The organism is Lacinutrix sp. WUR7, assembly GCF_016864015.1.
Lineage (GTDB): Bacteria > Bacteroidota > Bacteroidia > Flavobacteriales > Flavobacteriaceae > Oceanihabitans.
Genome location: NZ_CP045067.1, coordinates 154,609 through 179,829 on the forward strand (window position 1 = coordinate 154,609; position 25,221 = coordinate 179,829).

Here is a 25,221-nt window from a genome sequence, read left to right on the forward strand (position 1 = left end):
AGTATCGGTAGAAATACAAAAACGGATACTGCAGTATCCGTTTTTTATTTTTTAAATAGTCTGTGTCATAGCACCTTCTAAAATGTCTTGCAAAACTGCTATATGGTGTTCCATACTAAAATGTGCTAAAATATGTTGTTTTCCAGAAGTGCCCATTTTTATAGCAAATGCTTTATCTTCTAACAGTTGAAGCATATTATTAGCCATTCCGGTAACATCCTGTTCTTCACACAACAATCCGGTTTCGCCATCTACAATGACATCTGGTATTCCTGCATGTCTCGTTGCTATAACTGGTAATCCAGCAACACTTGCTTCTAAAACCGCTAATGGTGTTCCTTCCATATCGCCATTTGCAGCAGTAATCGAATGTTGTACAAAGGCTAAGGACTCGGTTAATAATTCTCTATATGCATCTGGTGTAATGATACCTAAAAACTGTACTTGATTTTCAAGATGATAATGTCTTACTAAATTCTGACACATATTTAGCAACATCCCATCTCCTGCCAATAACAACTTAGCATCTGGATGTTTGTTAGCTACTTCTTTAAAAGCCATAATAGTATAGTATGGTGCTTTTTTATCGGTAAAACGACCAATACCTATAAATTGTTTTTTGGCATACGTTGGTTGCACCGTTTCAAATTCTGGTTGTGGGCCATACACATTATACACCAGTTTTTCTTTAGGACAACCTATAGCTAACAACATCTGCTCCATCTTTCTAGAAACAGCAACGACTTTTGTCGCTAAACTAAAAACTTCTTTATAATCGTTACATGCTTTTATTACCGTATGTACACTGGCATCATAGCCATGAAAATGCACTACTACAGGCAAACCACTCGCTTTTAAAATGGATAATAAGGCATACGCATGCGTACCATACTCCACCAAAATAGCATCTACAGCATTATTTTTTAAAGAAGTAAGTACAGATTGTTCTTTTATATAAGAAAAGGAATACTTTTTTAATTTACGAATAATACGAAATCGTAATAACGCCCATTTGTTGACTAAAGAAGAAACACCTTCTAGCTGTACACGCCCAGGCTTTCCATAATAGTAAAACACACCTCCTTTAAGATACTTTTTATGCGCCTGAATAAAAGTTTCAGAATATGGGTTTTGATTGGGTGAAAAAATGGCAATGTTCATTAATTAATATTTTTTAAGCTTAAAGCATATAAACTGAAAAGCGAATACAACCTTTTTAGTAAAAGAGTTTTGTAATTTATAAAAACTACTAGCAAACAAGTCTTTCTTTGTGTGTAATTTAAACCAGTTAACACGCAGCTTATTATTTAATACTTTATTTTCAATCCCTTGTTTCTCTTTTAAATACTCCCTTATAACAGATTCTTCAAGCAGTCTCACTTTTTTTTTATTACTATTAAAATGATTTCGACTTACCTGCTTATGGTGTCTAAAAAAGTTTAAATCTTGACTAACAAAAGTAACATTCGTATTAGATACCAATTGCAACCAAAAAAACCAGTCGCCACACATTTTCATAGCTAGCAAAGCTTCATTAAAAAAACCTGCATGAACCGTTTCTTTTTTAAAAACAACAGCGCTTGCATTAGGAATAACATTCTTTATTATTAAATACTTGGCGTTAAAATCAAAACCAGGCATCTTAAAATTATCTTTCCAAATATTTGGTTTAAAAGACTTGGTATAACGTATTCTATGGGAAGTTTCTTTTCCTTCAAAATCAACATCTATGCTCTGCGTGTATGCCAACCCAACATCTTTAGTTAATGATTTTAAACAGGTTTCCAAAAAATGCAACGCACAATAATCATCACTTTCGGCAATCCATATATAATCTCCTTTAGCTAGTTCTATTCCTTTTTGCCATTGCTTAAATGGACTTCCTGAATTTTCACTATTTATAACAACATGACTAACTTTGCTATGTGTTTTATATTGCATTAAAATTTCTGGGCTACTATCTGTAGAAGCATCATCTAATAAGATAACTTCAAAATCTTGAAATGTTTGATTAAGCACAGTATCTAAACGCTGCTGTAAAAAAGCTTCGTGATTGTAGTTGGGTATGATTATGGAAACTTTAGGCATATTAAAACGATAAACTTAATTGTAATAATTGCGCTTCAACCAACTCTGGTTTAAAGTAAAACTTATACGTTTTTTTTATAATATTATTTGTCTTTTCTGAAAACATTGTGTTTTCCACTATAGTATTTAGGGGTTTATAGTTTAAATTTAATTCAAACGCATTGGTTAAATAATCAAATACTTTTTTATCATTTTCTAAAAAATCATCTAATTTAATCAACACACAATTCGAAGGGTTTTTAGTATAAAAATCAATAATTTCTTTATTATAATGCAACCAAGTTTGGTAACAGTGTTTAAGACTTATTTGGTCTAACGGATGTTTACTTCTTTTCTTTCGTTTTTGCAAAGAATTAATAACCGCATCTGCTTCACGCCAAATAAAAATATATTTCAAATCATTTACAGCTGTATTCCATTCATTTAAAAGTAAAACGCTTCTAGGGTCTTTCCAACCCCATTGATTAAACGATTCTCTTTTATTAAGAATTCCTTGCACACCTTTTTTAAAGCCTTGCACTTGTATAGCATCTTTTACAACCCATCCCTTACTTTCTGGTTTTGCAATTTTTATTAATTGTGCTTGAAATTTCATTATTTCTTCATCTTCAAAATGCCCTTTTTTATTTCCTACAGCACTTGCAACTAACCCACCAACATCCATTTTTAAACCTTGCTCAAATAACCAAGAAGCTAAAAGCGAAGTTCCCGATCGATGCATTCCGGTTATGCAAATTACTTGTTTATTCATAAAAAACTTTTTCTTTCTAAAGTTGCTTTTATATACCAAACATCTGTTCTTGATTCAAAAATATCTCGTTGTATATGTTCAGAAATAATCTTAAAACCAGCAGCTATTATTTCCCTTTTAAAACTTTCCATTGTTCCGTGAACCTCTTGACTTTCTACTAGTTTCCCTTCGGAGTAATTCCAAATATCATTGGTATTAGGAGCTACATCAATAGTTAATAAAAGCTCACCTCCTTTTCTCAATAATTTGGAAGCGCGTTTTAACATTTTCACTCGAATTGCTTTAGGCATATGTTCAATAACAGAAATAGAATAAATACAATCAAACTTTTTTAAAGATCTTACTTTAGTAAAATCTTGATGTTTTGAAGTTATTGCTTTATTAAATACGCTATAATCTAAATACCCCCATTCATTCCAATTTGCTTTATCTTCTAGTTTTCGTACCGTTGGATGCAAATCAACAGTTGTAACATGAAACCCCATATCATTAAGACATAATGGCACTGGACATACTCCTGCTCCAATATCTAAAACAGTAATATCTTTTTTATCTTCTAATTGCTCTATAATCCAAGTATATTCAAATACCCGTGGATAATGTGCTGTATAAAAACCTAAATGATGCCTAGAAACATCAACTATATATTGCAACAAGTCTGGTCGATTAACTTGCTTATATGCTTTATTTAAATTCGTCGAAACAATATCTCTTTGATGCGTGTTTTCATGGACTGTACCAACTAATACAGAGACATCTCTATACGTTTTTACAATTGCTAGCTCACTGAATTTATTATATTGAGAAACTTCATTAAAGATTGCATTATGAAAATGGGTAATTGTTGAACCGAAAGAAGGAGCTTCATTATACGCTCCAATAATTATACGTTTTTTAGCCTTACTTACTAGTTTTTCAACAATAACCTTAAAATTATTAGCATCACTTTGATGAATTAACACATCAAAGCACATGGTTATGTCCACTTCTTGAATTGAACTATCTGATATAGGAACAGTTTTAAAATCCCAGTCTGGCCTTTTTTGTTTCCCCATTTTAACCGCTTCCTCAGACACGTCTAAACCTAGATAATTTTCAAAAGGCATATCTTTCATCAATTCCAAATCTCCACAACCAATGTCCATTATAGTAGCCGTTTTCTTGCCATAGGTTAAATGTTTTAATAAATTTATTTTCAACTCTAAAACCTCACCTCTTGACCCTACTCCACTACCTAGACTAGGACAAGTTAAGTACCTATAATCCCAAAACAAAGAGTTACTTAAATTCTCTTCTAAACTAGAATTAATTCTAGAATTAATAATCCTCAAGGTTTCCGCAACTACAATTTTATTTTTTGTTTTTACTTGAAGATGTTCATCTATTTCAGTGTGAAAATGAATTATTTTAGGAGTTACCTCTATAGAATTATTTACATGAATTGGATAATTCCATTCTATACCAAGATGTGTAACTTTTTTACTTAAACTGGTTAGTGCTAAAGCAAAACCTACTTGATCTGCATGCTTACTATATTTTGGCGTAAACAAACTTTCTTGCTCAATACATACTTTAGCATAATGTATCCATTTTGGTGCTAATATTTTTAAAAAGTCTTTTTTTATAATATATAAACCACCATTACAATTATTCCAATCCGTTACCTGTTCTCCTTGTATTGAAAATGCAGTTCCTACTGGTAGTAACTGCAATTCATTTTTATCAAATATACGTTGTAGAATTGGTAAAGGAGGGTTAGGAAAATCTACAATTTTAGCGTAAACCTCATTGGTTAACTCAATATTTTCTAAATTGATTACAGCGGTATCACAATCCATTAAAAAGACATAATCGTAATCGACTACATCTAAAAATGTTTCTAACTGTGTTAGTTTATTGCAATACTTATTCCTACTATCATAAGGAGTTTTCTTAACAACGTTTACTCCCTTAGCTTCTAAATACACCATAAAGTCACGAGGAACCTCTGTAACTAAATGTACATAGATATCTTTTGGCATAATGTCTACCGCAAACAAATTTGTTAACCATATATAACTCTGAACTGCCATAACTGGTGTATAATCTAATACACAGGAAAAAATAATTCTTTTATTCATTCGTTCTATTTTTGATAATGGTTCCAAATAGCAGTTGCTATTTTTACAACTTCCTCTATATTTAAATTATTATCCACATTAACTTTTGCTCTTTCTATACTATTAAAATCTTCAGTAAACCAATCTGTATTCTCATTAAAATATCTCTTAGACAAAGCCATATTACACTTTTCGCAATCCTTTTTTATAGTATTTATTAGTTCTTCAGGAAGAGTTTTACTTTTTTTATTTTCCTGTAATACGTCCTCTATTATATCTACTAATAAATAATTTTGTTTAGCTGTTTGCTTAATTACATCAAACTTATTAGCAAAATTCATAAATTGAAGTCCTTTATCAGACATTTTGGAATTAACATCTTTTCTGCCCCCTTCTTTTTGAGGCATATAGTCAATATTAAAAGAATTTAAAAATGTGCTTACACTATCATTTTGTTTTTCATAAACATTAAGAATAATGTTCTCCTTACCAAAAACACTTTCCCATCGTTTTATAACCGTATTAAAATTAAATAATTCTTTTTTTTCTTCATAAAATTTATTGATACCTCCATGATATAGACTATAAAAGTTATGTGTTTTTATATGTTGATTATATTGAGAAATCACATAATCCATTTGTGGCCTAATTGAAGCAATGATTTTAAACTGAAATTTCTTAGATTCTAATAGTTCTTTTAGTAAAATTGGTGCTTTATCTCCTAGGAAAAAATCTGTTGACATTAATGAATACGCTTCAGTACTTATTATAATATTATCTTCTTTAGCCTTGGTTATTTCAGTTTTTAAATTCTTGTATAATGTAACTCTGTCAACATCTAATTGATGATGTACGTATGGAGGAACCTCATTTAACAATGAAAAACCTAAATAATTCATTGCCTTTTTATTAACTTCTGGAAAATACAAATTGTTTTTTTTTAGAAACGAAGAGTTTTGCACTAAAAAAGATTGTATAGCACTAGTTCCTGTTTTCATAAAACCTATATGAATATAGATTATTTTCTTTTTTGTTTTTTTTAAAAAACTCATATCCAATTAATTTGATTCAGACCATTCTGCTAAAAATTGAACAGGAGCTATCGCAGAAATAACATCTGTAACTAAAATACTTGCTATATTACTATTATAATAATAAATCTCACCTCTACTTCCTGATGCTAATATCTGATTTATAGCAATAGAAATAGTATAAATACCAGCACCTAGTAATACTGAATCAACAACTGTTTTTATTTCAACATCACCTTTTTTACTAAATTTGATTTCACTTATTTCAGAAAACACATTTGCCACTATTTTAGTATCAACATCTATAAAACCATAACTAATAAAATACCTTGTCGCTTCATTTTCAACCCTTAAACTAGATATCAATTCTAATGGTTCGTTATATTTTACAGCAATAGATTTTTGTTTATACCTAACGCTATTGATAAATAAATCTTCAAATTTCACTTTATTATTACCTGCTATTATTCCTTTTCCTTCATTCTTTGAAAACAAATTATAATAATTCTGTATACCTAAAGATATATTTTCTGTTAAAACAAGAGTTTGCCCTTTATTCATTAATAAAATTTTATTCGCTATTCTCGCTACTTGTGGCATTGCATGAGAAACAAAAATAGTTACACAATAAGGCAGTAATTCTCCAATTCTATTTAAACATTTTGTTCTAAACCCAATATCACCAACAGCCAACACCTCATCTATAATCAACACATCCGGTTCCATTTCTGCTGCAACTGCAAATCCCAAACGCACTTTCATACCCGAACTATAATGTTGTACTGGCATATCTATAAATTCCTCTAATTCTGCAAAGGCAATAATATCCTCTAGTTTTTCATCTATTTCTTTACGGCTAAACCCTAATATAGCACCATTATTATAAATATTTTCTCGCCCACTTAATATACTATTAAAACCTGCACCAAGTTCTATTAGTGCACATACACGCCCGCGCATGGTTACGCTTCCTGCATCTGGGTTTATTAAACCATTTAGTATTTTTAATAAGGTAGACTTCCCTGCACCATTATGCCCTATCAAACCTAAACATTCTCCACGGCGTAACTCAAAATTAATATCTTTTACTGCCCAAAATTCTTTAGGTCTAAGTACACTTTCTATTTTTTTACCGCGAATACCACTAACTAAATCTTTAACCCCATACCAAAGGCTAGTTTTAAGTTCTTTACAAAACTTTTTACCCAAGCCTTGTACCTCAACCAGCACTTCGTTTTCACGTTTTGGATCTGTTTGTATTGTATTGTTATTGTTAGACATGTATGTATTTTGGATTTCTATTTTCGTTTGCTATTTCATGGACTTCCTGCACTCTTGTTTCCATTAGGCACTTAAACGTTCTACAATAATTGGAATAGAAATACGATAAATCACCAAACCTAAACACAAAAAAGGAATACAAACAACCAGTGTAATTAAAAAATAATTTAGATGTGTAGGAGACATCCCCACTACTAAATCGCGTGCGGTTAAAACGATAGGTGTTATCGGGTTCCACGTCATAACATCACGCATCAAACCACTTTTAGGTATGGCATATACTACAGGTGTAATGTACATAAGAAATTGCATCCCCATACTAATAATTCTACCAATATCTTTATATAATAAACCTAATGGAGTAATAAATAAGCCTAATGTAGTACCTAAAACAATAGCACCTAATATGGCTAGCGGGAATAATAGCATAGACCAATGTAAACCCACCCCGTAAAAAAGAACAAACACCAATAAGAGTACTACTTTTATACTACTATCAAAAAGGAGTTTATATATACCGGAGAGAATTAAAGCTTCTTTTGGAAAATTAATTTTACTTAATATTCCTTTGGCAGCATTGGTACTCCCCATAGGCGAATTAATAGAAGCAACAATAATAGACCAGATTAAAGTCCCAGAAAAAGCATAGACAGGATACGGAATACCAGTATCTGACAAGCGTATGGTACCACTTTTATTTAAAACAATCCATACGAATGCCGTGGTTAATGGCGCTATAAACGCCCAAATAATACCAAGATACGATTGCCTATACTGCGCTTTAATATCGCGTTCTGCCAATTGTCTAGCTAAAAAGCGCGAAGTATAGATATCTTGAAGACTTGCTTTTAAAAGCGCGCCAACTTTTATAGTACGTTCTTTTTGGTAAACTCTAGTTTCTAATGCCATGAAAGGGTTTGAATGCTAATAATATAATCCATAGGATACATATCGCTAATATAAGAAAACGTAATCTTTTATTTTAAAAGATTCGTGTATTTTAATCTAATAGAAACATTAGTCTTTAAACACCTTCCAAGTTAATGCTAAGCCTTCTCCTACCGTATACTCTGGGGCATATCCCAATAGTTTTTCGGCTTTAGAAATATCGGCTAAAGAATCTCTTACATCGCCTTGACGTGTAGGACCATAAATAGCTTTTATATTCGTGTTCGCTGCTTGGTTTAAAGTATTCCATAAGTAATTCACACTAATACGCTCGTTGCAAGCTATATTAAATACTTCGTTACTTGCTGCTTCACTAGCAAACATGCCTTTTACGTTTGCTTGTACTGCATTTGCTACAAAAGTAAAGTCTCTGGTTTGCTCCCCATCGCCATGAATAGTTGGTGCTTCTCCATCTTTTAAGGCTTGCATAAATAATGGAATTACTGCGGCATAGGCACCATTCGGACTTTGTTTTGGTCCGAAAATATTAAAGTAGCGAAAACCTATTACATCGGTATTGTAGGTTTTTCCAAAAACATCGGCATATAATTCGTTTACATATTTCGTTACCGCATAAGGCGATAATGGTTTACCAATAGTTTCTTCTACTTTAGGTAATGCTTTACTATCGCCATAGGTAGAACTAGATGCTGCATATACCATGCGTTTTACGCTAGTACTTTCTTTTAATGCGATAAGCATATTTAAAAACCCAGATATATTAACATCATTCGTAGTGGCAGGATCTGCTATAGAACGAGGTACAGAACCTAATGCTGCTTGATGCGATACATAATCGATATCTAACATCGCTTTTTTACAGGTGGCAAGATCTCTAATATCACCTTCTAATAATTCGAATGCTGGGTTGTCCATAAACTCGGTCAAATTTTCTCTATAGCCATTAGAAAAATTATCTAATACGCGTACTTTTTTTGCGCCGAATTGTAATAGGTATGCTACCAGATTAGACCCTATAAAACCTGCTCCTCCAGTTACTAAGAAACTAAAATTAGATAAATCTTGGGTGTGGTATGGTTTATTGTACATGGTTTTAGTGTTTAGATGTCATTACGAAGCTTATTGTTATACTTGTTCTCGATACAATCCCGAAAAAAATATCGGGATCACTCGAAATGACATTGGTTTTAGTGTTTAGATGTCATTACGAAGCTTTTTGTTATACTTGTTCTCGATACAATCCCGAAAAAAATATCGGGATCACTCGAAATGACATTGGTTTTAGTCATCCGTTCCAAAGAGATTTCTCGACAAGCTTGAAATGACATCGCATTTATTTTTTAGACTCCAGTTATGATTTATCGCTTTGCTTTTCGCAATGCTAAAACCTTTTAAAGTCTTCCGTTTACCATTTCTTTGGGCAATAAAGACTTCACATCAAATATGACCCCTATTGGTGACTTTAACTTTTCGATATCTATCTTCAGAAACTCATTATGACTAACCGCCAAAATAATAGCATCATAGTTATCACTAATCTCTGTTTTAGAGCATAATAAATCAAAACCATACTCGTGCTTTACTTCTTCTGCCGAAGCCCAAGGATCAAACACATCTACATCTACGTGGTAGGTTTCTAATTCGTTAATAATATCTATTACTCTAGAGTTTCTAATATCTGGACAGTTTTCTTTAAAGGTAATCCCTAAAACCAAGGCTTTAGCTCCTTTAATAGTTGCTCCTTTATTAATCATTAGTTTCACCGTTTCTTGCGCCACATAGCTCCCCATGCTGTCATTCATTTTTCGGCCTGCTAAAATAATTTCTGGGTTATAACCAGACTCAATTGCTTTTTGCGCTAAATAGTAAGGATCTACTCCTATACAATGCCCTCCTACCAATCCTGGTGTGAAGTTGATGAAATTCCATTTGGTTCCTGCTGCTTCTAAAACGGCTTTGGTATCGATATCAAGGATTCTAAATATTTTAGACAACTCATTCACAAAGGCAATATTAATATCGCGTTGCGAGTTTTCAATCACTTTTGCTGCTTCTGCAACCTTTATGGATGGTGCTTTGTGGGTTCCTGCAGTAATAATCGATTTATATAAATCGTCTACTACGGTAGCGATTTCTGGTGTAGAACCAGAAGTCACTTTTAATATTTTAGTAACGGTATGTTTTTTATCTCCTGGATTAATACGTTCTGGGGAATAGCCTGCAAAAAAGTCAACGTTGTATTGCAAACCCGATTGTGCTTCTAAAATAGGCACACAAATATCCTCGGTAACACCAGGATATACTGTAGATTCATAAATAACAATGTCTCCTTTTTTTAATACTTTTGCAACCGTTTCACTGGCTTTTACAAGTGGCGTAAAAATAGGTTTGTTTAAAGCATCTGTTGGCGTAGGAACGGTAATTATAAAAACGTTAGATGCTGCTAAATCTTCAGGATTATTGGTTATATAAAGTCCTTTAGATTCTTTGGTATTGGTAACCAATACTTTTTTAAGGTCTTCGGTTTCTACCTCCAAGGTTTTATCTCTTCCTTGTTGTAGATCCGCCACTCGAAGGGTGTTGATATCAAAGCCAACTACCGGATATTTTTTAGCGAATTCTGCTGCCAAAGGCAATCCAACATACCCTAAACCGATAACGGTTATCTTATGCATTTTCATTATGTATTTTATTGATTAATAGCGTTAACGAATATATTAAATACTTTTTATAAAAGCCTTAGCTTTTTTAAATAATGATTTCTTGTCGTCTTCATGATACGAATTTCCGTAAACACCATACCCATATCCATAGCCATAACCGTAACCATAACCGTAATTATGATTGGTTTTATGCTTGTAAAAGTTAAGTACAATACTAATATTCTTCACCTCTCCTGCGCGATATTTAGCATTAATTAATTGCAACATTCCTTTTTTGGTATAGTCTAAACGCACCATAAAAATAGAAGCGTCTGCATACTGTACCAATTCTAAAGCATCGGTTACCAAACCTAAAGGAGGTGTATCTAATACAATCATATCATATTCTTCACGTAACCTTTTGATTAAATCTTCCATCTTATCACTCATTAATAATTCGGAAGGATTTGGGGGTATAGGCCCTGAAGTAACTACATCTAAATTGTCTATTTTGGTATGATTGATTACTTCATCAAAAGTACTGTCCCCAATAAAATAATTTACTACTCCTTTTTCATTGGTTAAATCAAAGTCATCAAATATTTTTGGTTTACGTAAATCCAGTCCTAATAAAATGGTTTTCTTCCCAGACATAGCATATACGGTAGCAATATTAATAGAGCAAAAGGTTTTACCTTCCCCACTAACCGAAGAAGTGATCATAATGGTTTTACCGCCTTCTTGTTTTTCATTTTTCATTTTATTTTTATAGAAAAATTGTAAACTAGAACGAATGGCTCTAAAAGATTCCGCTACTGCCGATTTAGGTTTTTCAAAAACCACTAAATTATTATGGTATTTGTATTTACCGATTAAGCCTAGAATAGGAATATTCGATAATTGTTCTACTTCATCCGAACCATGAATGGTATTATCTAAAAGGAAAATCACAAAGATGAGGAACAAAGGAATAAAGAAACCTAGCATCAATCCCATCATATAATTTAGAGAGGTGTTAGGACCAATCTTTCCGCCTCCAATATCTTTTGCTTCATCTACAATAGTAATATCCGAAATATTAGCCGCTTTAACAATAGCCGCTTCACTTCGCTTTTGCATATACACATCATAAGCTTCTTGACTAATATCTAACTTTCGCTGAATCTTTAAATATTCTTGTTGATCTTCAGGAAGCCCACTCAACTTCGCATTCATATTTGCAATGTTCCTATTAATCGTTCCTAATTGAATATTAATAGTACTAATGGTCGATTTAATCGTTTCCAGCAGGACATTTTTTTCTGCATCTATTTGTCGGTCAATATTTTTAAAGATCTCCGATTCCTCACGAGTAGTATATTCTAAACTTTTTCGTTCTATAGCTAAACCTGTTATTTTCTTAACGCTACTTAAAATATTTCCTTCGGTTATACCTACAGAAGTTGGTGCTGCTATATTGGTATAGTCTGTTTTGGTTTGTAAATAACTTTGTAACCTATTTAGATAATTCAGCTTGGTTTGCTCCTGCTCTTTCTGGCTTTCAAAGGTTTTTAATCTCCCTGAAATATCGGTCATTTCAGCGCCAACATCAAACACCTTATTTTTCTTTCTAAAGGTATTCATTTCCTGAGTAAAGTCTTTTAAGCTCGTATCTACAGCGGCCAAACTACTATCTATAAATTTAATCGTATTGGTAGCGTATAAATTCTTGCGCTCCAATTCGGTGCGACTTAAAATAACAGCAGTAGTATTTAAGTAATCTACTATTTTTGCTTTATTAGTACCTGCTAATGATAACTTTAATACTGGTGAATTTGTGGAATTAAACGAACCTACATTAATACTACTTTTATAAGAATGTACAACGCCGTCAAAATTCTTAAACAAGATATAAAATTCGGTTTGTGGTTTTATTATTTTATCTTCTCTAAGTTGCAGTGTCCCATTAAAAAAAGGCAAAACAACAGGTTCTCCTATACTATACTTCTTTGTAAAAACACCGGAGGGTGTAGTAACAGAAACAAATTTTTTGGTATCATAACGTTGTCCTCTCCCGCTAGTTCCTTCATAAGCTGTAAAAACTTCAAATTCGGTAGCGTTTAGAAAACGAATTCCAATATACTTATTAAGTATCTGCGGTTTAGAAAGATCTAAATCCACACGAAAGGGCGCCTTTTTGTAAATATCCAATTTTCGATACTTACCTTCTACCAGGTAATCCATATAAAACTGAAGCGAGTCTACTACCTTTTCATTATGGGTTCTCGTTTTTAAAGTGGTAATGGTTTTTCCCATTTTACCGGAAACACCTCCCCAATTAAAAGAGATACTAGTATTGGCTGTAAAAAAAGGGTTTTGATCGTTCTCTACACTAATTAAAGAGTCTAATTTATAAACGTTTTGTTTTCTTACATTTATTAAATACGCTATAATTAATGCTGCACCAATGCATAGCAGCACAAACTTCCATAAATTAATAACTTTAAATAAGAAGCCTTTAAAGTCAAAAGCAACATGATTAGATTCAAAACTTTCTATATCATCAAATTCGTTGTAGGCCATAATTTATATGCGTTGTAATAATAATATAGTAGTAGTTATTACAGACAAAACAGTTGCAAGAGCTCCAATATTTTGTAAAGCATTGGTTCCTGTTCCCCAAGCTTTTTGTCGTAATGGCTTTACATAAATCATATCGTTGGGTTGGATATAATAATACGGAGATTGCATCACATTAATATCTGTTAAATCTAGATGGTGAATTTTTTGCCCTTGTGGATATTGTCTAATAATTAAAACATCTTTCTTATCCCCTGTTACTGGAATATCGCCAGAATTTGCAATAGCCTCAATTATATTTACACGTTCTTGAAACAAGATTTTAGTTCCGGTGCTTCCTATTTCTCCTGTGGTAATGTATTTTAATCCGGTAAGTTTTACCGTTACAAAGATATTGGCGGTTTCTTTAAACTCTTCTGCCAATAGCTTTTTTTCTATCATTTGCTCAATCTCTTCGGTAGTGTATCCTAAAACATTCATTTTACCCAATGTTGGAATCCTAATATTACCATGCAGATCTACAGTAAACCCATCAAAGTAAGACCTTTCTACACCACTTGCATTTAGATCTCCATTTCCTATAGGGTTAAAAATTTGTACATTATCTTGATCTAAGGCTTTTACACGAACGTTTAAGATATCGTTAATTTGTACACGATATGGTTTCTGTTGCTCTACTATAGTTTGTAAAGAATCTATGGAAGTTCCTTTATCTTGAATATATAATGTGTCTTTATGCGGAATACAAGAGCTGACAAACACAGTAATTAGTAGAGAAATCGCAAGAAATAATCTCTTCATTTTTGAATTTTAATGTTTTGTAACAAATATAACTTTTCAAGAGGAATATAAAAACTTATGGAACTTTTTTTGGTTTTTTGTACGTTATTTGTAAAAAACATATAATTTGAATTATCTCAACGTAGAAAATATATCGAAATCGTATGGAGAGCTTACGCTTTTTCAAAACATTTCTTTTAGTATTCACAAAGATCAAAAAGTAGCTTTTGTAGCTAAAAACGGAACCGGAAAAACTTCTATCCTAAACATTCTAGCAAAATTAGATGAACCAGATGCTGGTCAAGTAATTTTTAGAAAAGATATCGTGGTTTCTTTTCTACCGCAAGAACCTATTTTAGACCAAAATCTAACGATTGAAGAAACTATTTTCAGTTCTGATAATGAAATTCTAAAAGTGATTCAAGCTTATGAAAAAGCACTTTTAAATCCGGAAGACGAAGAAGCGTATCAAAAAGCTTTTGAGAACATGGAAATACATAACGCTTGGGATTTTGAAACGCAATACAAACAAATCTTATTCAAGCTAAACTTAGAAGGTTTTGACCAAAAAGTAAGCACGCTTTCTGGCGGACAAAAAAAACGTCTTTCTTTGGCGAATGCCCTAATTAACAAACCCGATTTACTAATTCTAGATGAGCCAACCAATCATTTAGATTTAGAAATGATTGAGTGGTTAGAATCCTTTTTTGCAAAAGAAAACATCACTCTTTTTATGGTAACGCATGATCGCTATTTTTTAGAGCGTGTATGTAATGAAATTATAGAATTAGATCAAGGCGAATTATTCTCTTATAAAGGAAATTACTCCTACTACCTAGAAAAGAAAGAAGAACGCATCAACATAGAAACGGTAGAAACAGGTAAAGCAAAGCAACTGTACAAAAAAGAGTTGACTTGGATGCGTAGACAGCCAAAAGCTAGAACTACCAAATCGAAATCTAGAATAGATGATTTTACCGAAATAAAACACCGAGCGCACCAACGCAGAAATGATCATGAGATGCAGCTAGAGCTAAACATGGAACGCCTTGGAACCAAAATTATCGAGATTCATAAAATATCGAAAGCTTTTAAAGACAAAGTAATATTAGACAAATTTGAATACAACTTCCAAAAAGGGGAACGCATTGGTATTATTGGTAAAAATGGAACTGGAAAATCCACCTTTCTAAATATTCTTACACAAACAGCACAGCCTGATTCTGGGAGAATCGTGATTGGAGAAACGGTGAAATTTGGTTACTATACGCAAAGCGGAATTGATATAAAACCAAACCAAAAAGTTATAGATGTAGTTCGCGAATTTGGGGATTATATTCCATTAAAAAAAGGAAAACAAATAAGTGCACAACAGCTTTTAGAACGTTTTCTTTTCGACAGAAAAAAGCAATACGACTTTGTTGAAAAACTAAGTGGTGGCGAACGAAAAAGACTGTATTTGTGTACGGTTTTAATTCAGAATCCGAATTTCTTAATTCTGGATGAGCCTACTAATGATTTAGATATTGTGACCCTAAATGTATTAGAAAGTTTCTTACTAGATTTTCCTGGTTGCTTGATTGTGGTTTCGCATGACAGGTATTTTATGGATAAAATTGTAGACCATCTTTTTGTTTTTAGAGGAGAAGGTGTTGTAGAAGATTTCCCTGGAAACTATAGTGATTTTAGAACCTACGAAGACAGTCAGCCAGCAATAGCAGAAAGCTCCGACGATAAAAAAGAAAAGAAATCTTGGAAAAAAGAAAGTAACAATAAACTTTCTTACAACGAGCAGAAAGAATATAAGAACATGGAAAGCAAGCTGAAAGCTTTAGAGTTTGACAAAAAGGAATTAGAAGCAAAATTCCTGGACGAAACTTTATCGCAAGATGCTATAGCCGAACTTTCTGATAAATTACAAAATATCATTACAGAAATGGAAACCAAAGAAGCACGTTGGTTTGAACTTATGGAAAAATTAGAAGGGGGGAATTAGTTTACAGTTTGCAGTCTCAGTTTATAGTCGCAGTTTGATGATTTGTCAGTTCGAGTGATCCCGATATTTTTTCGGGATTGTATCGAGAACCAATGCCAAAACCCTTCCGTCTTTGATTTCTTTTACGGAATAGTTGTTAGTTGAAATTGTCATTTCGAGTTTGTCGAGAAATCTTTTTCAACAGAACACGGAACACTAAAACATTTGTCAGTTCGAGTGATCCCGATATTTTTTTCGGGATTGTATCGAGAACCAATGCTAAAACCCTTCCGTATTTGATTTCTTTTACGGAATAGTTGTTAGTTGAAATTGTCATTTCGAGCTTGTCGAGAAATCTTTTTTAACAGATTACGGAACACTAAAACATTTGTCAGTTCGAGTGATCCCGATATTTTTTTCGGGATTGTATCGAGAACCAATGCTAAAACTCTTCCGTCTTTGATTTCTTTTACGAAATAGTTGTTAGTTGAAATTGTCAGTTCGAGCTTGTCGAGAAATCTTTTTTAACTTTTGCCTTTTGTCTTCCCCCTTATTACCTTTGTCTCTTTACCCAAAACCATGCTATACCAAATAAAACAATACTTAAAATTCTTAAAAAAATCTACCAACCAACATGGTATACACTCTCCGTTTGTTTACCAACTAGTAACCTTATGTTTTTACAACAAAACAAAATTTAAAGATTACCATACGCTAAAACAATACAGAGAAAAACTATACCAAAACAATACAACCATTTCTGTAACCGACTTTGGTGCTGGAAGTCGCGTGTTTAGATCCGATCAAAGACCCATTTCAAAAATTGCAAAAACCGCAGGAATCACTAAAAAAAGAGCACGACTACTCTACCGCATTGCAAATTACTTTCCAATTAATAACGCACTAGAACTAGGAACCTCCTTAGGATTAGCAACCACAGCTTTAAGCTTAGGAAATAAAAATGCAAACATACTAACTATAGAAGGTTGCCCAGAAACCGCAAAAATAGCAAAACAACAGTTCGATGCTTTTAACTTGCAAAACATCGATTTAAAAGTGAATGATTTTGAAACGGAATTAGCCAAAATCAAAAACAAAGATTTCGACCTTATTTACATCGACGGAAACCATCAAAAAGAAGCGACTTTAAACTATTTTGAAACTTTACTGGATAATATTCATAATGATTCAGTACTTATTTTTGATGACATTCACTGGTCTCCTTCCATGACAGAAGCTTGGGAAGAAATAAAAAAACACCAAAAAGTCACCGTAACTATAGATACCTTTTTCTGGGGATTCGTATGCTTCCGTAAAGAACAAGAAAAAGAACATTTTACCATTAGAGTGTAACAACTTTTATTAAAATGCGTCTTACCTTTATAGAATATTTTAACTTGTAGCAACAAAAAATAAAAGATGAGCAACGTTATTGAAATTAAAAATATTATTCGTGATTTTAAACTCGGAACAGAAACCGTACATGTTTTAAAAGGAATCGATTTAAATATAGAACGTGGTGATTATGTAGCAATTATGGGACCTTCTGGTTCTGGGAAATCTACATTAATGAATCTTTTAGGTTGCTTAGACACACCAACCTCTGGAAGCTACTTGTTAAACGGTCAAGATGTTAGTAAGATGTCTGACGATCAACTTGCAGATATTCGTAATAAAGAAATTGGCTTTGTATTTCAAACCTTCAACCTATTACCACGAACCACAGCTTTAGATAATGTGGCATTACCAATGGTTTATGCTGGGAAATCGAAATCAGAACGTCATGTGCGTGCTGCCGAAGTTTTAACAGATGTAGGTTTAGCCGACAGAATGGACCATAGACCAAACCAACTTTCTGGTGGACAACGACAACGTGTTGCAGTTGGTAGAGCTTTAGTAAACAACCCTTCCATTATTCTTGCCGATGAGCCAACAGGAAACTTAGACTCTAAAACAGGATTAGAAATCATGGGCTTGTTTGATGAAATCCATAAAGCAGGAAACACCGTGATTATGGTAACCCACGAAGAAGAAATTGCAGCGCATGCACATCGTGTAATTCGTTTAAGAGATGGCGTGGTGGAGAGTGATACTAGAAATAGGTAATTTTGGTTTTAGAATATTATCATTTCGAGCTTGTCGAGAAATCTCTTTCTTATTTGGGCAATTTGTTTTTGGTAAAAAAAACCAAAAACAACCAGGCTTTCCGTTACTAGTTTTGTAAAACCTTTTATGGAAGTTTTACAAAAGCTAACCTCTACAATCCTTATTGCGGGAAAATCCTACAGGTCCTTTTTAAGCTGCCAATATGTAGACTATCCGTTTTTTTAATGCTACATTTTAAAAAGCGCTTCGCCTTTTAGGGCAAACCTTCCGCTTTTTTGTTACAACAAAAAACCACCTTCCTTTAGCTAAAGGAAGGAGCTGAAATCGAATGTCTTTTTATTATTCTAGATGAAACAAGAGCTAATTTTACAATTAGAGTATACTCGCTAGGATTGTCCCCTTGAGGGGACTTTAGGGGTGTTTTAAATACCGAGTAAGCACGCAAGAAATATCCCTTGAGGGTTATTGAAGTGAAAATATATTTTTATTGAAGATACCGAGCAAAGCGCATAGGGGTGTTTAATAACAACCCCAAAACAAACAATCAAACCTAAAATATTATACTTAGCAATAACTAATTGTCCCCTTGAGGGGACTTTAGGGGTGTTAAAGATTCAAAAAACCTCCCTTCTTATTTACATCTATAAAAGTGCTACGCCTTTTACGTCAAACCATCCGCTTTTTTGTTACAACAAAAAACCACCTTCCTTTAGCTAAAGGAAGGAGCTGAAATCGAGATTATTTAGGGTAAAACCACAACCAAAATCCCACAAACCTCTTCTTATTTTAACACTTAACAACACAACTTTTAACGACCATTCTTTTGCCTTCTCCCTTATAACTTTTAACTTGCATACATGAAAGTATACACAAAAACAGGAGATAAAGGTACTACGGCACTTTTTGGAGGTACCAGAGTCGCTAAACACCATATTCGTATTGATAGTTATGGAACCGTAGATGAGCTAAACTCCCATATTGGTTTAATTAGAGATCAAGACATAAATACCAAATACAAAGAAATTCTTATCCATATACAAGACCGTCTTTTTACGGTAGGAGCCGTTTTAGCTACAGATCCAGAAAAAGCAGTGCTTAAAAATGGAAAAGAACGTTTAAACATTCCTAAGATTTCTAACGAAAACATAGAGCTGCTAGAAAAGGAAATGGATACCATGAACGAAGACTTGCCTCAGATGACGCACTTTGTACTTCCTGGTGGTCACCAAACCGTGTCATTCTGTCACATAGCACGCTGTGTTTGCAGACGCGCAGAGCGTTTAGCTTCGGCATTAAACGACATCGAAACGGTAGAACCAACTACTTTAATGTACTTAAACCGATTATCAGACTATCTTTTTGTCTTGGCACGAAAGTTGTCTTATGATTTAAAGGCAGACGAAGTAAAATGGATTCCTGAAAAGCAATAGCATTTTTCATCTGCAATTAGTAACAACTGCAAAATACTTTAATAGCCAGTAGCTTACAGTTAAAATTGACGTTCTTTTAATTTATTGAAAAAATAATTCACTTTTTTCTTGACTATCTAAACTAAAAATTTATTTTTGCAAAAATAAAAACAATTTAGAAATGTATTGGACATTAGAACTAGCATCTTATTTAAGTGATGCACCTTGGCCAGCAACAAAGGACGAACTTATTGATTACGCAATCAGAACAGGAGCACCTTTAGAAGTTGTTGAAAACTTACAAGCAATTGAAGACGAAGGAGACTCTTACGACTCTATTGAAGAAATTTGGCCTGATTATCCAACCGACGAAGATTACCTCTGGAATGAGGACGAGTATTAATATCGAAAAAATTATCAATAAAAAAGTCTCATATCGAGGCTTTTTTTATTGGCTATAACTAAAATAAAATAACAACTTAACGTATCTTTGATATCCTTTTCATTTAGGATTTCAATAAATACACAATAACAATCAAAAACTTTACATCCCATTAAGCTATGTTTAAAGGGATATAAAAAACAAAAACATACCACGCATGAATTTTTTAGATTCTGTACTAAAAATGTTTGTTGGAGACAAGTCTAAGCAAGACGTAAAGTCCATAACGCCTTTAGTAAATAAAATTAAAACCTTTGAAGCAGCTCTAGAAGCCTTATCTCACGATGAACTTAGAGCAAAAACAGATTTCTTTAAAGAAAAAATAGCGGAAGCACGTAAACCACTTCAAACTAAAATAGATGTTCTTTTAGAAGCAGCAGAAAAGGAAGAGGATATTGACAAACGTGAAGACATTTATTTAGAAATAGATACTATAAAAGACGATGTTTATAAAGTAACAGAAGACGTATTAAACGATATTTTACCAGAAGCTTTTGCGGTTGTAAAAGAAACGGCTAAACGTTTTACAAATAACACTTCTATTGCCGTTACTGCAAATGAGTTTGACAGAGTAATCTCTGGAGAACATGATTATGTAACACTAGAAGGAGATCAAGCCATTTGGGCAAACTCATGGGATGCTGCTGGAAAAGCGATTACTTGGGACATGATTCATTATGATGTACAATTAATTGGTGGTATTGCAATGCACCAAGGTAAAATTGCCGAAATGCATACTGGAGAAGGTAAAACATTAGTAGCAACACTTCCTGTGTATCTTAATGCCTTAGCTGGTCGTGGTGTGCACTTAGTAACCGTAAATGATTACCTAGCAAAAAGGGATAGCGCATGGATGGCTCCAATTTTTGAGTTTCATGGTTTAAGTGTAGATTGTGTAGATTACCACAAACCAAACTCTGCAGCTAGAAAAAAAGCATATAATGCAGATATTACTTATGGTACCAACAACGAATTTGGTTTTGATTACCTACGTGATAATATGGCACATAATCCTGACGATTTAGTGCAACGTCCACATCACTATGCTATAGTCGATGAGGTGGATTCGGTTTTAGTCGATGATGCAAGAACACCATTAATTATTTCTGGTCCAATACCAAAAGGAGATCAACATGAGTTTGATGCCTTAAAACCAAAAGTAGAAGATATTGTTTCGGTACAACGTAAATACTTAACAGGTGTTTTAGCCGAAGCAAAAAAACTAATCGCTGCTGGCGATGAAAAAGAAGGTGGTTTTCAATTACTTCGTGCCTATAGAGGTATTCCTAAAAACAAAGCCTTAATTAAGTTTTTAAGTGAAGAAGGTGTTAAACAACTACTTCAAAAAACAGAAAACTATTACATGCAAGACAACAACCGCGAAATGCCAAAGGTAGATGCTGAGTTGTACTATGTAATTGAAGAAAAAAACAATCAAATAGAACTTTCAGATAAAGGTATTGAATACATCTCTGGAAAAGATAATCCGGACTTTTTCGTGATGCCAGAAATTGGTATTGAAATTGCTAAAATTGAAGCAAAAGGATTAAGTAAAGAGGAAGAGGCAGAAGAAAAAGAAGATTTATTCAGAGACTTCGGAATCAAATCGGAACGTATACACACATTGAACCAATTACTAAAAGCATATGCTCTTTTTGAAAAAGACAACCAATATGTGGTAATGGATAATAAAGTAATGATTGTAGACGAGCAAACAGGTCGTATTATGGATGGTCGTCGTTATTCTGACGGTTTACACCAAGCAATCGAAGCTAAAGAAAATGTGAAAATTGAAGATGCTACGCAAACTTTTGCAACGGTAACCCTTCAAAACTACTTTAGAATGTACAGAAAGCTTTCTGGTATGACAGGTACTGCGGTAACAGAAGCTGGTGAGTTTTGGGAAATTTACAAATTAGATGTTGTAGAAATTCCGACAAACAAACCAATTGCCCGTGATGACAGACAAGATTTAGTATTTAAAACAAAACGTGAAAAATACAATGCGGTTATTGATGAAGTAACCAAACTTTCACAAGCAGGAAGACCTGTTTTAATTGGTACAACCAATGTAGAGATCTCAGAACTTTTAGGAAAAATGCTTTCTATTCGTAAAGTGCCTCACAATGTATTAAATGCAAAACAACATAAAAAAGAAGCAGAAATAGTAGACGAAGCTGGTAGATCTGGACAAGTAACTATTGCAACCAATATGGCTGGTCGTGGTACCGATATTAAATTATCTGACGAAGTAAAAGCAGCAGGTGGTTTAGCAATTATTGGTACAGAACGTCATGATTCTCGTCGTGTAGACAGACAATTACGTGGTCGTGCTGGTCGTCAAGGAGATGTTGGTAGCTCACAGTTCTATGTTTCGTTAGAAGATAATTTAATGCGTCTTTTTGGTAGTGAACGTATTGCCAAAATGATGGATAGAATGGGATTAGAAGAAGGCGAAGTGATTCAGCATTCTATGATTTCTAAATCTATTGAAAGAGCACAGAAAAAAGTAGAAGAAAACAATTTTGGTGTACGTAAGCGTTTACTAGAATATGATGATGTCATGAACTCGCAACGTGAAGTAGTTTACAAACGAAGATATCATGCTTTGTTTGGAGAACGTCTTCGTGTAGATATAGCCAATATGGTTTATGATACCGCGGAAAACATTACAGAAACAAATAAAGGAGCTTCCGATTTTAAGAATTTCGAATTTGAATTGATTCGTTATTTCTCTATGAGTTCTCCTATCACTGAAGCTGAATTTGTAAAGCTTCCTGTTCTAGATATTGCACAACGTGTATATAAAGCTGCTTTTGATCATTACAGAGCAAAAATGGACCGTAATGCAGAAATAGCATTCCCTATTATTGCAAATGTATACGAAACACAACGTGATAAATTTAAAAGAATAGTAGTACCATTTACAGATGGTGTAAAATCTTTACAAGTTGTTACAGATCTTGAAAAAGCGTATGAAACAAAAGGAAAACAACTAATAACCGATTTTGAAAAAAACATCACACTAGCGATTATTGATGATGCTTGGAAAACGCATTTACGTAAAATGGATGAGTTAAAACAATCGGTGCAGTTAGCAGTTCATGAGCAAAAAGATCCTTTATTAATTTATAAATTTGAAGCTTTTGAGTTGTTTAAAACAACCATAGATCAAGTAAATAAAGATGTAATTTCTTTCTTATTTAAAGGAGAATTGCCAACGCAAGAATCTAATATTCAAGAAGCAAAAGAAACGCGTACAAAGGAAAACTTACAAACGCAAAAAGAAGAAATTCCAAACATGGACGAACGTTCTGCACAAAGTAGAGCTGCTGGGAATACACAACGTCAACCAGAAGTAGTAGAAACTATTGTACGCGACAAACCAAAAGTTGGACGTAACGACAGAGTTACTATTAAGCACGTTATGAGTGGGGAAAATAAAACCGTAAAATACAAACAAGCAGAACCTTTAATAGCAAAAGGGGAATGGGTTTTAATTGATGAATAAAAAATCATTTAAAATATAGAAACCAAATAAATAGTTATTACTAGTCTATCTATAGACTTTGTAGAAATAAAAAAATCCTGATGTTAACCTATCAGGATTTTTTTTATTAATAAGTGAGCGTTTTAATGAATCATACTATATCTAAAGTTTAGTATATCAATAACCAACGCTATAACATCTATAAATTTATAACTATTTAACCCATGAAAAATTTATTATTGATTGTTGCATTTATTCTAAGTATAAATGTATCTGCACAAATCACCTTAAATAATCCAGCTCCGAATACGATTTCTCTAAATGAAAACAACGTTTTATTTAATCTAGACTATCTGAATTTTTATATTAAAACAGATGATTATAAAATGGAACCATTTAAAGTAAAAACGTTAAAACAAGAGTACGCTACCGTACTGTTACAAGATTCCAATTTAAAACCTTATGAAAAAAGTATCCCGCTTTACACGATTAAGATTATTGGTACTTATAAAAGTAACGGACTAAAAAATGTTTATTTTAATTTTAAGTTTACAAAACTAGAGGCTTTTTTAGCAACTATTTCTTTATTAGAAAACTATGATAGAAAAGGGAAACTTATTTTATCTCGAGCTCCTGCAGACAATCAAGATGCTGTAAATTCCGCAGTTGGACAAATCACAAACCCGACACTCCCAGGGAATCAAAGCCCTCCTCCTGTATTTCCAATTAAAAATGATATAGTAGAATATATACACAAATAGAAAAACAGCTATAAGGATTAAACAATCTATTTTTTAAAATCAATATTATGAAAATCAACATTCTTTATTACGCGCTTTTTGCTCTATGTATTTCTTCTTTTGCAAGTGCGCAAGAGCAACTGATTAAAACAACAACGATTCAAAAAATTGGTGCTACAGAATTAAAAGTTAGCACCCAACAACCAACAAAGCTGCAATGGCATTCAGAGAAAAACATAGAAAAGTATAAACAACAATGGAAACAAAATGTTAATGGTAAAACAGAAATAGCCTTTAATAAAGATGTTATTATAAATAATATAAATATTAAAGCTGGAAAATATTTACTGCTCATTTTTCCTGGTAACGATTGGAAACCTGCAAACGATTCTTTGTATGTCTTTCCGGGTAATGATTGGAAGCCAAAAGACACTATAGCCAACTTCCCGGGCAATGATTGGCAACCAACAAACGATGTTATAAATGTTTTTCCAGGTAATGATTGGAATCCTAAAAATTCTTTAGTAAAATTTCCTGGTAACGATTGGAAGCCAAAAAAATCCAAATTAAGATTCCCTGGTAATGATTGGAAACCTGTCAATACATTAATGTCATCTTTTCCTGGTAACGACTGGCTTGTTGTATTTTATAAAAACACAGGCAGCACAAGTAAAAAATTGGATAAAAGTTTAATTGTAGGCGAAGTAACTGTAGCATCCAAAAAACGATTAACACCAGCGATTAATCTATCTGCAAACTTTATTTATTTAAATACAAACAGTGTGCAATTAGAGATTTCTTGGAAAAAAACCATGCTTTCCATTCCCATAAATATGAAATAATTTTTGTTTGCACCTCTGTTCTTTCTGGTCAAAAACTAATATACCGCAATTTTTTAACAATATTTTTTTTGTATCTT

19 protein-coding genes are annotated in these 25,221 nt (G+C 33.0%); 8 read left to right on the forward strand and 11 right to left on the reverse strand.

Annotated features, from left to right (window positions below):
* Positions 1 to 51: 51 nt before the first annotated feature.
* The 11 genes from FG167_RS00720 to FG167_RS00770 all read right to left on the reverse strand — a co-directional run bounded on the left by FG167_RS00720 (position 52) and on the right by FG167_RS00770 (position 14,161).
* Positions 52 to 1,161 carry a glycosyltransferase gene (locus tag FG167_RS00720; protein WP_203459586.1) on the reverse strand — a complete coding sequence of 370 codons (1,110 nt, stop codon included), beginning with the start codon at positions 1,159 to 1,161 and terminating at the stop codon, positions 52 to 54.
* 3 nt (positions 1,162 to 1,164) lie between these two features.
* The gene (locus tag FG167_RS00725) at positions 1,165 to 2,088 is read right to left on the reverse strand and encodes a glycosyltransferase family 2 protein (RefSeq protein WP_203459587.1); all 924 of its coding nucleotides are present in this window, start codon (positions 2,086 to 2,088) and stop codon (positions 1,165 to 1,167) included.
* 1 nt (position 2,089) lies between these two features.
* A complete protein-coding gene (locus FG167_RS00730) occupies positions 2,090 to 2,839 on the reverse strand; it encodes a hypothetical protein (RefSeq protein WP_203459588.1) in 750 nt (249 codons plus the stop codon).
* Positions 2,836 to 4,959 carry a class I SAM-dependent methyltransferase gene (locus FG167_RS00735; protein ID WP_203459589.1) on the reverse strand — a complete coding sequence of 708 codons (2,124 nt, stop codon included), beginning with the start codon at positions 4,957 to 4,959 and terminating at the stop codon, positions 2,836 to 2,838. Before FG167_RS00735 ends, FG167_RS00730 begins: the two co-directional genes overlap by 4 nt.
* 5 nt (positions 4,960 to 4,964) lie before the next feature.
* Positions 4,965 to 5,990 (reverse strand): hypothetical protein, encoded by a 1,026-nt coding sequence (locus tag FG167_RS00740; protein WP_203459590.1) that lies wholly within the window; start codon positions 5,988 to 5,990, stop codon positions 4,965 to 4,967.
* A 6-nt stretch (positions 5,991 to 5,996) separates the two neighbouring features.
* Positions 5,997 to 7,250 (reverse strand): ABC transporter ATP-binding protein, encoded by a 1,254-nt coding sequence (locus tag FG167_RS00745; RefSeq protein ID WP_203459591.1) that lies wholly within the window; start codon positions 7,248 to 7,250, stop codon positions 5,997 to 5,999.
* A 63-nt stretch (positions 7,251 to 7,313) separates the two neighbouring features.
* The gene (locus FG167_RS00750; protein ID WP_203459592.1) at positions 7,314 to 8,159 is read right to left on the reverse strand and encodes an ABC transporter permease; all 846 of its coding nucleotides are present in this window, start codon (positions 8,157 to 8,159) and stop codon (positions 7,314 to 7,316) included.
* A 108-nt stretch (positions 8,160 to 8,267) separates the two neighbouring features.
* Complete coding sequence (locus FG167_RS00755; RefSeq protein ID WP_203459593.1) at positions 8,268 to 9,248, reverse strand: SDR family oxidoreductase; 981 nt, start codon at positions 9,246 to 9,248, stop codon at positions 8,268 to 8,270.
* Between the two features lie 302 nt (positions 9,249 to 9,550).
* A complete protein-coding gene (locus FG167_RS00760; RefSeq protein ID WP_203459594.1) occupies positions 9,551 to 10,840 on the reverse strand; it encodes a nucleotide sugar dehydrogenase in 1,290 nt (429 codons plus the stop codon).
* Positions 10,841 to 10,876: 36 nt separating this feature from the next.
* On the reverse strand, positions 10,877 to 13,363 hold the full coding sequence (locus tag FG167_RS00765; protein WP_203459595.1) for a GumC family protein: 2,487 nt from the start codon (positions 13,361 to 13,363) through the stop codon (positions 10,877 to 10,879).
* Positions 13,364 to 13,366: 3 nt separating this feature from the next.
* Positions 13,367 to 14,161, reverse strand: coding sequence for a polysaccharide biosynthesis/export family protein (locus FG167_RS00770; protein WP_203459596.1), 795 nt, complete (start codon positions 14,159 to 14,161; stop codon positions 13,367 to 13,369).
* A 106-nt stretch (positions 14,162 to 14,267) separates the two neighbouring features.
* Between FG167_RS00770 and FG167_RS00775 the strand changes: the two genes are divergently transcribed.
* The 8 genes from FG167_RS00775 (at position 14,268) to FG167_RS00810 (ending at position 25,144) form a co-directional block, all read left to right on the forward strand.
* A complete protein-coding gene (locus FG167_RS00775; protein WP_203459597.1) occupies positions 14,268 to 16,136 on the forward strand; it encodes an ABC-F family ATP-binding cassette domain-containing protein in 1,869 nt (622 codons plus the stop codon).
* Positions 16,137 to 16,694: 558 nt separating this feature from the next.
* Positions 16,695 to 17,468 (forward strand): O-methyltransferase, encoded by a 774-nt coding sequence (locus FG167_RS00780; RefSeq protein WP_203459598.1) that lies wholly within the window; start codon positions 16,695 to 16,697, stop codon positions 17,466 to 17,468.
* A 66-nt stretch (positions 17,469 to 17,534) separates the two neighbouring features.
* Positions 17,535 to 18,221, forward strand: coding sequence for an ABC transporter ATP-binding protein (locus tag FG167_RS00785; protein WP_203459599.1), 687 nt, complete (start codon positions 17,535 to 17,537; stop codon positions 18,219 to 18,221).
* Positions 18,222 to 19,078: 857 nt separating this feature from the next.
* Positions 19,079 to 19,651, forward strand: a complete 573-nt coding sequence (locus FG167_RS00790) for a cob(I)yrinic acid a,c-diamide adenosyltransferase (RefSeq protein WP_203459600.1) — start codon at positions 19,079 to 19,081, stop codon at positions 19,649 to 19,651.
* Between the two features lie 160 nt (positions 19,652 to 19,811).
* Positions 19,812 to 20,033: a DUF2795 domain-containing protein gene (locus FG167_RS00795; RefSeq protein WP_008272287.1), complete on the forward strand. Its 222-nt coding sequence runs from the start codon at positions 19,812 to 19,814 to the stop codon at positions 20,031 to 20,033.
* Between the two features lie 196 nt (positions 20,034 to 20,229).
* The gene (gene secA / locus FG167_RS00800) at positions 20,230 to 23,583 is read left to right on the forward strand and encodes a preprotein translocase subunit SecA (protein WP_203459601.1); all 3,354 of its coding nucleotides are present in this window, start codon (positions 20,230 to 20,232) and stop codon (positions 23,581 to 23,583) included.
* Between the two features lie 203 nt (positions 23,584 to 23,786).
* Positions 23,787 to 24,323: a hypothetical protein gene (locus tag FG167_RS00805; RefSeq protein WP_203459602.1), complete on the forward strand. Its 537-nt coding sequence runs from the start codon at positions 23,787 to 23,789 to the stop codon at positions 24,321 to 24,323.
* 47 nt (positions 24,324 to 24,370) lie between these two features.
* Positions 24,371 to 25,144, forward strand: a complete 774-nt coding sequence (locus FG167_RS00810; RefSeq protein ID WP_203459603.1) for a DUF2911 domain-containing protein — start codon at positions 24,371 to 24,373, stop codon at positions 25,142 to 25,144.
* Positions 25,145 to 25,221: the final 77 nt, after the last annotated feature.

Excerpts from the sequence above, each read along its gene's own strand:
- FG167_RS00780 (WP_203459598.1), top strand. The coding sequence starts at position 16,695 with ATGCTATACCAAATAAAACAATACTTAAAATTCTTAAAAAAATCTACC.
- FG167_RS00790 (WP_203459600.1), top strand. The coding sequence starts at position 19,079 with ATGAAAGTATACACAAAAACAGGAGATAAAGGTACTACGGCACTTTTT.
- FG167_RS00755 (WP_203459593.1), bottom strand. The coding sequence starts at position 9,248 with ATGTACAATAAACCATACCACACCCAAGATTTATCTAATTTTAGTTTC.
- FG167_RS00810 (WP_203459603.1), top strand. The coding sequence starts at position 24,371 with ATGAAAATCAACATTCTTTATTACGCGCTTTTTGCTCTATGTATTTCT.
- FG167_RS00770 (WP_203459596.1), bottom strand. The coding sequence starts at position 14,161 with ATGAAGAGATTATTTCTTGCGATTTCTCTACTAATTACTGTGTTTGTC.
- FG167_RS00720 (WP_203459586.1), bottom strand. The coding sequence starts at position 1,161 with ATGAACATTGCCATTTTTTCACCCAATCAAAACCCATATTCTGAAACT.
- FG167_RS00750 (WP_203459592.1), bottom strand. The coding sequence starts at position 8,159 with ATGGCATTAGAAACTAGAGTTTACCAAAAAGAACGTACTATAAAAGTT.
- FG167_RS00765 (WP_203459595.1), bottom strand. The coding sequence starts at position 13,363 with ATGGCCTACAACGAATTTGATGATATAGAAAGTTTTGAATCTAATCAT.
- FG167_RS00725 (WP_203459587.1), bottom strand. The coding sequence starts at position 2,088 with ATGCCTAAAGTTTCCATAATCATACCCAACTACAATCACGAAGCTTTT.
- FG167_RS00745 (WP_203459591.1), bottom strand. The coding sequence starts at position 7,250 with ATGTCTAACAATAACAATACAATACAAACAGATCCAAAACGTGAAAAC.
- FG167_RS00730 (WP_203459588.1), bottom strand. The coding sequence starts at position 2,839 with ATGAATAAACAAGTAATTTGCATAACCGGAATGCATCGATCGGGAACT.
- FG167_RS00740 (WP_203459590.1), bottom strand. The coding sequence starts at position 5,990 with ATGAGTTTTTTAAAAAAAACAAAAAAGAAAATAATCTATATTCATATA.
- FG167_RS00795 (WP_008272287.1), top strand. The coding sequence starts at position 19,812 with ATGTATTGGACATTAGAACTAGCATCTTATTTAAGTGATGCACCTTGG.
- FG167_RS00805 (WP_203459602.1), top strand. The coding sequence starts at position 23,787 with ATGAAAAATTTATTATTGATTGTTGCATTTATTCTAAGTATAAATGTA.
- FG167_RS00760 (WP_203459594.1), bottom strand. The coding sequence starts at position 10,840 with ATGAAAATGCATAAGATAACCGTTATCGGTTTAGGGTATGTTGGATTG.
- secA (WP_203459601.1), top strand. The coding sequence starts at position 20,230 with ATGAATTTTTTAGATTCTGTACTAAAAATGTTTGTTGGAGACAAGTCT.
- FG167_RS00785 (WP_203459599.1), top strand. The coding sequence starts at position 17,535 with ATGAGCAACGTTATTGAAATTAAAAATATTATTCGTGATTTTAAACTC.
- FG167_RS00735 (WP_203459589.1), bottom strand. The coding sequence starts at position 4,959 with ATGAATAAAAGAATTATTTTTTCCTGTGTATTAGATTATACACCAGTT.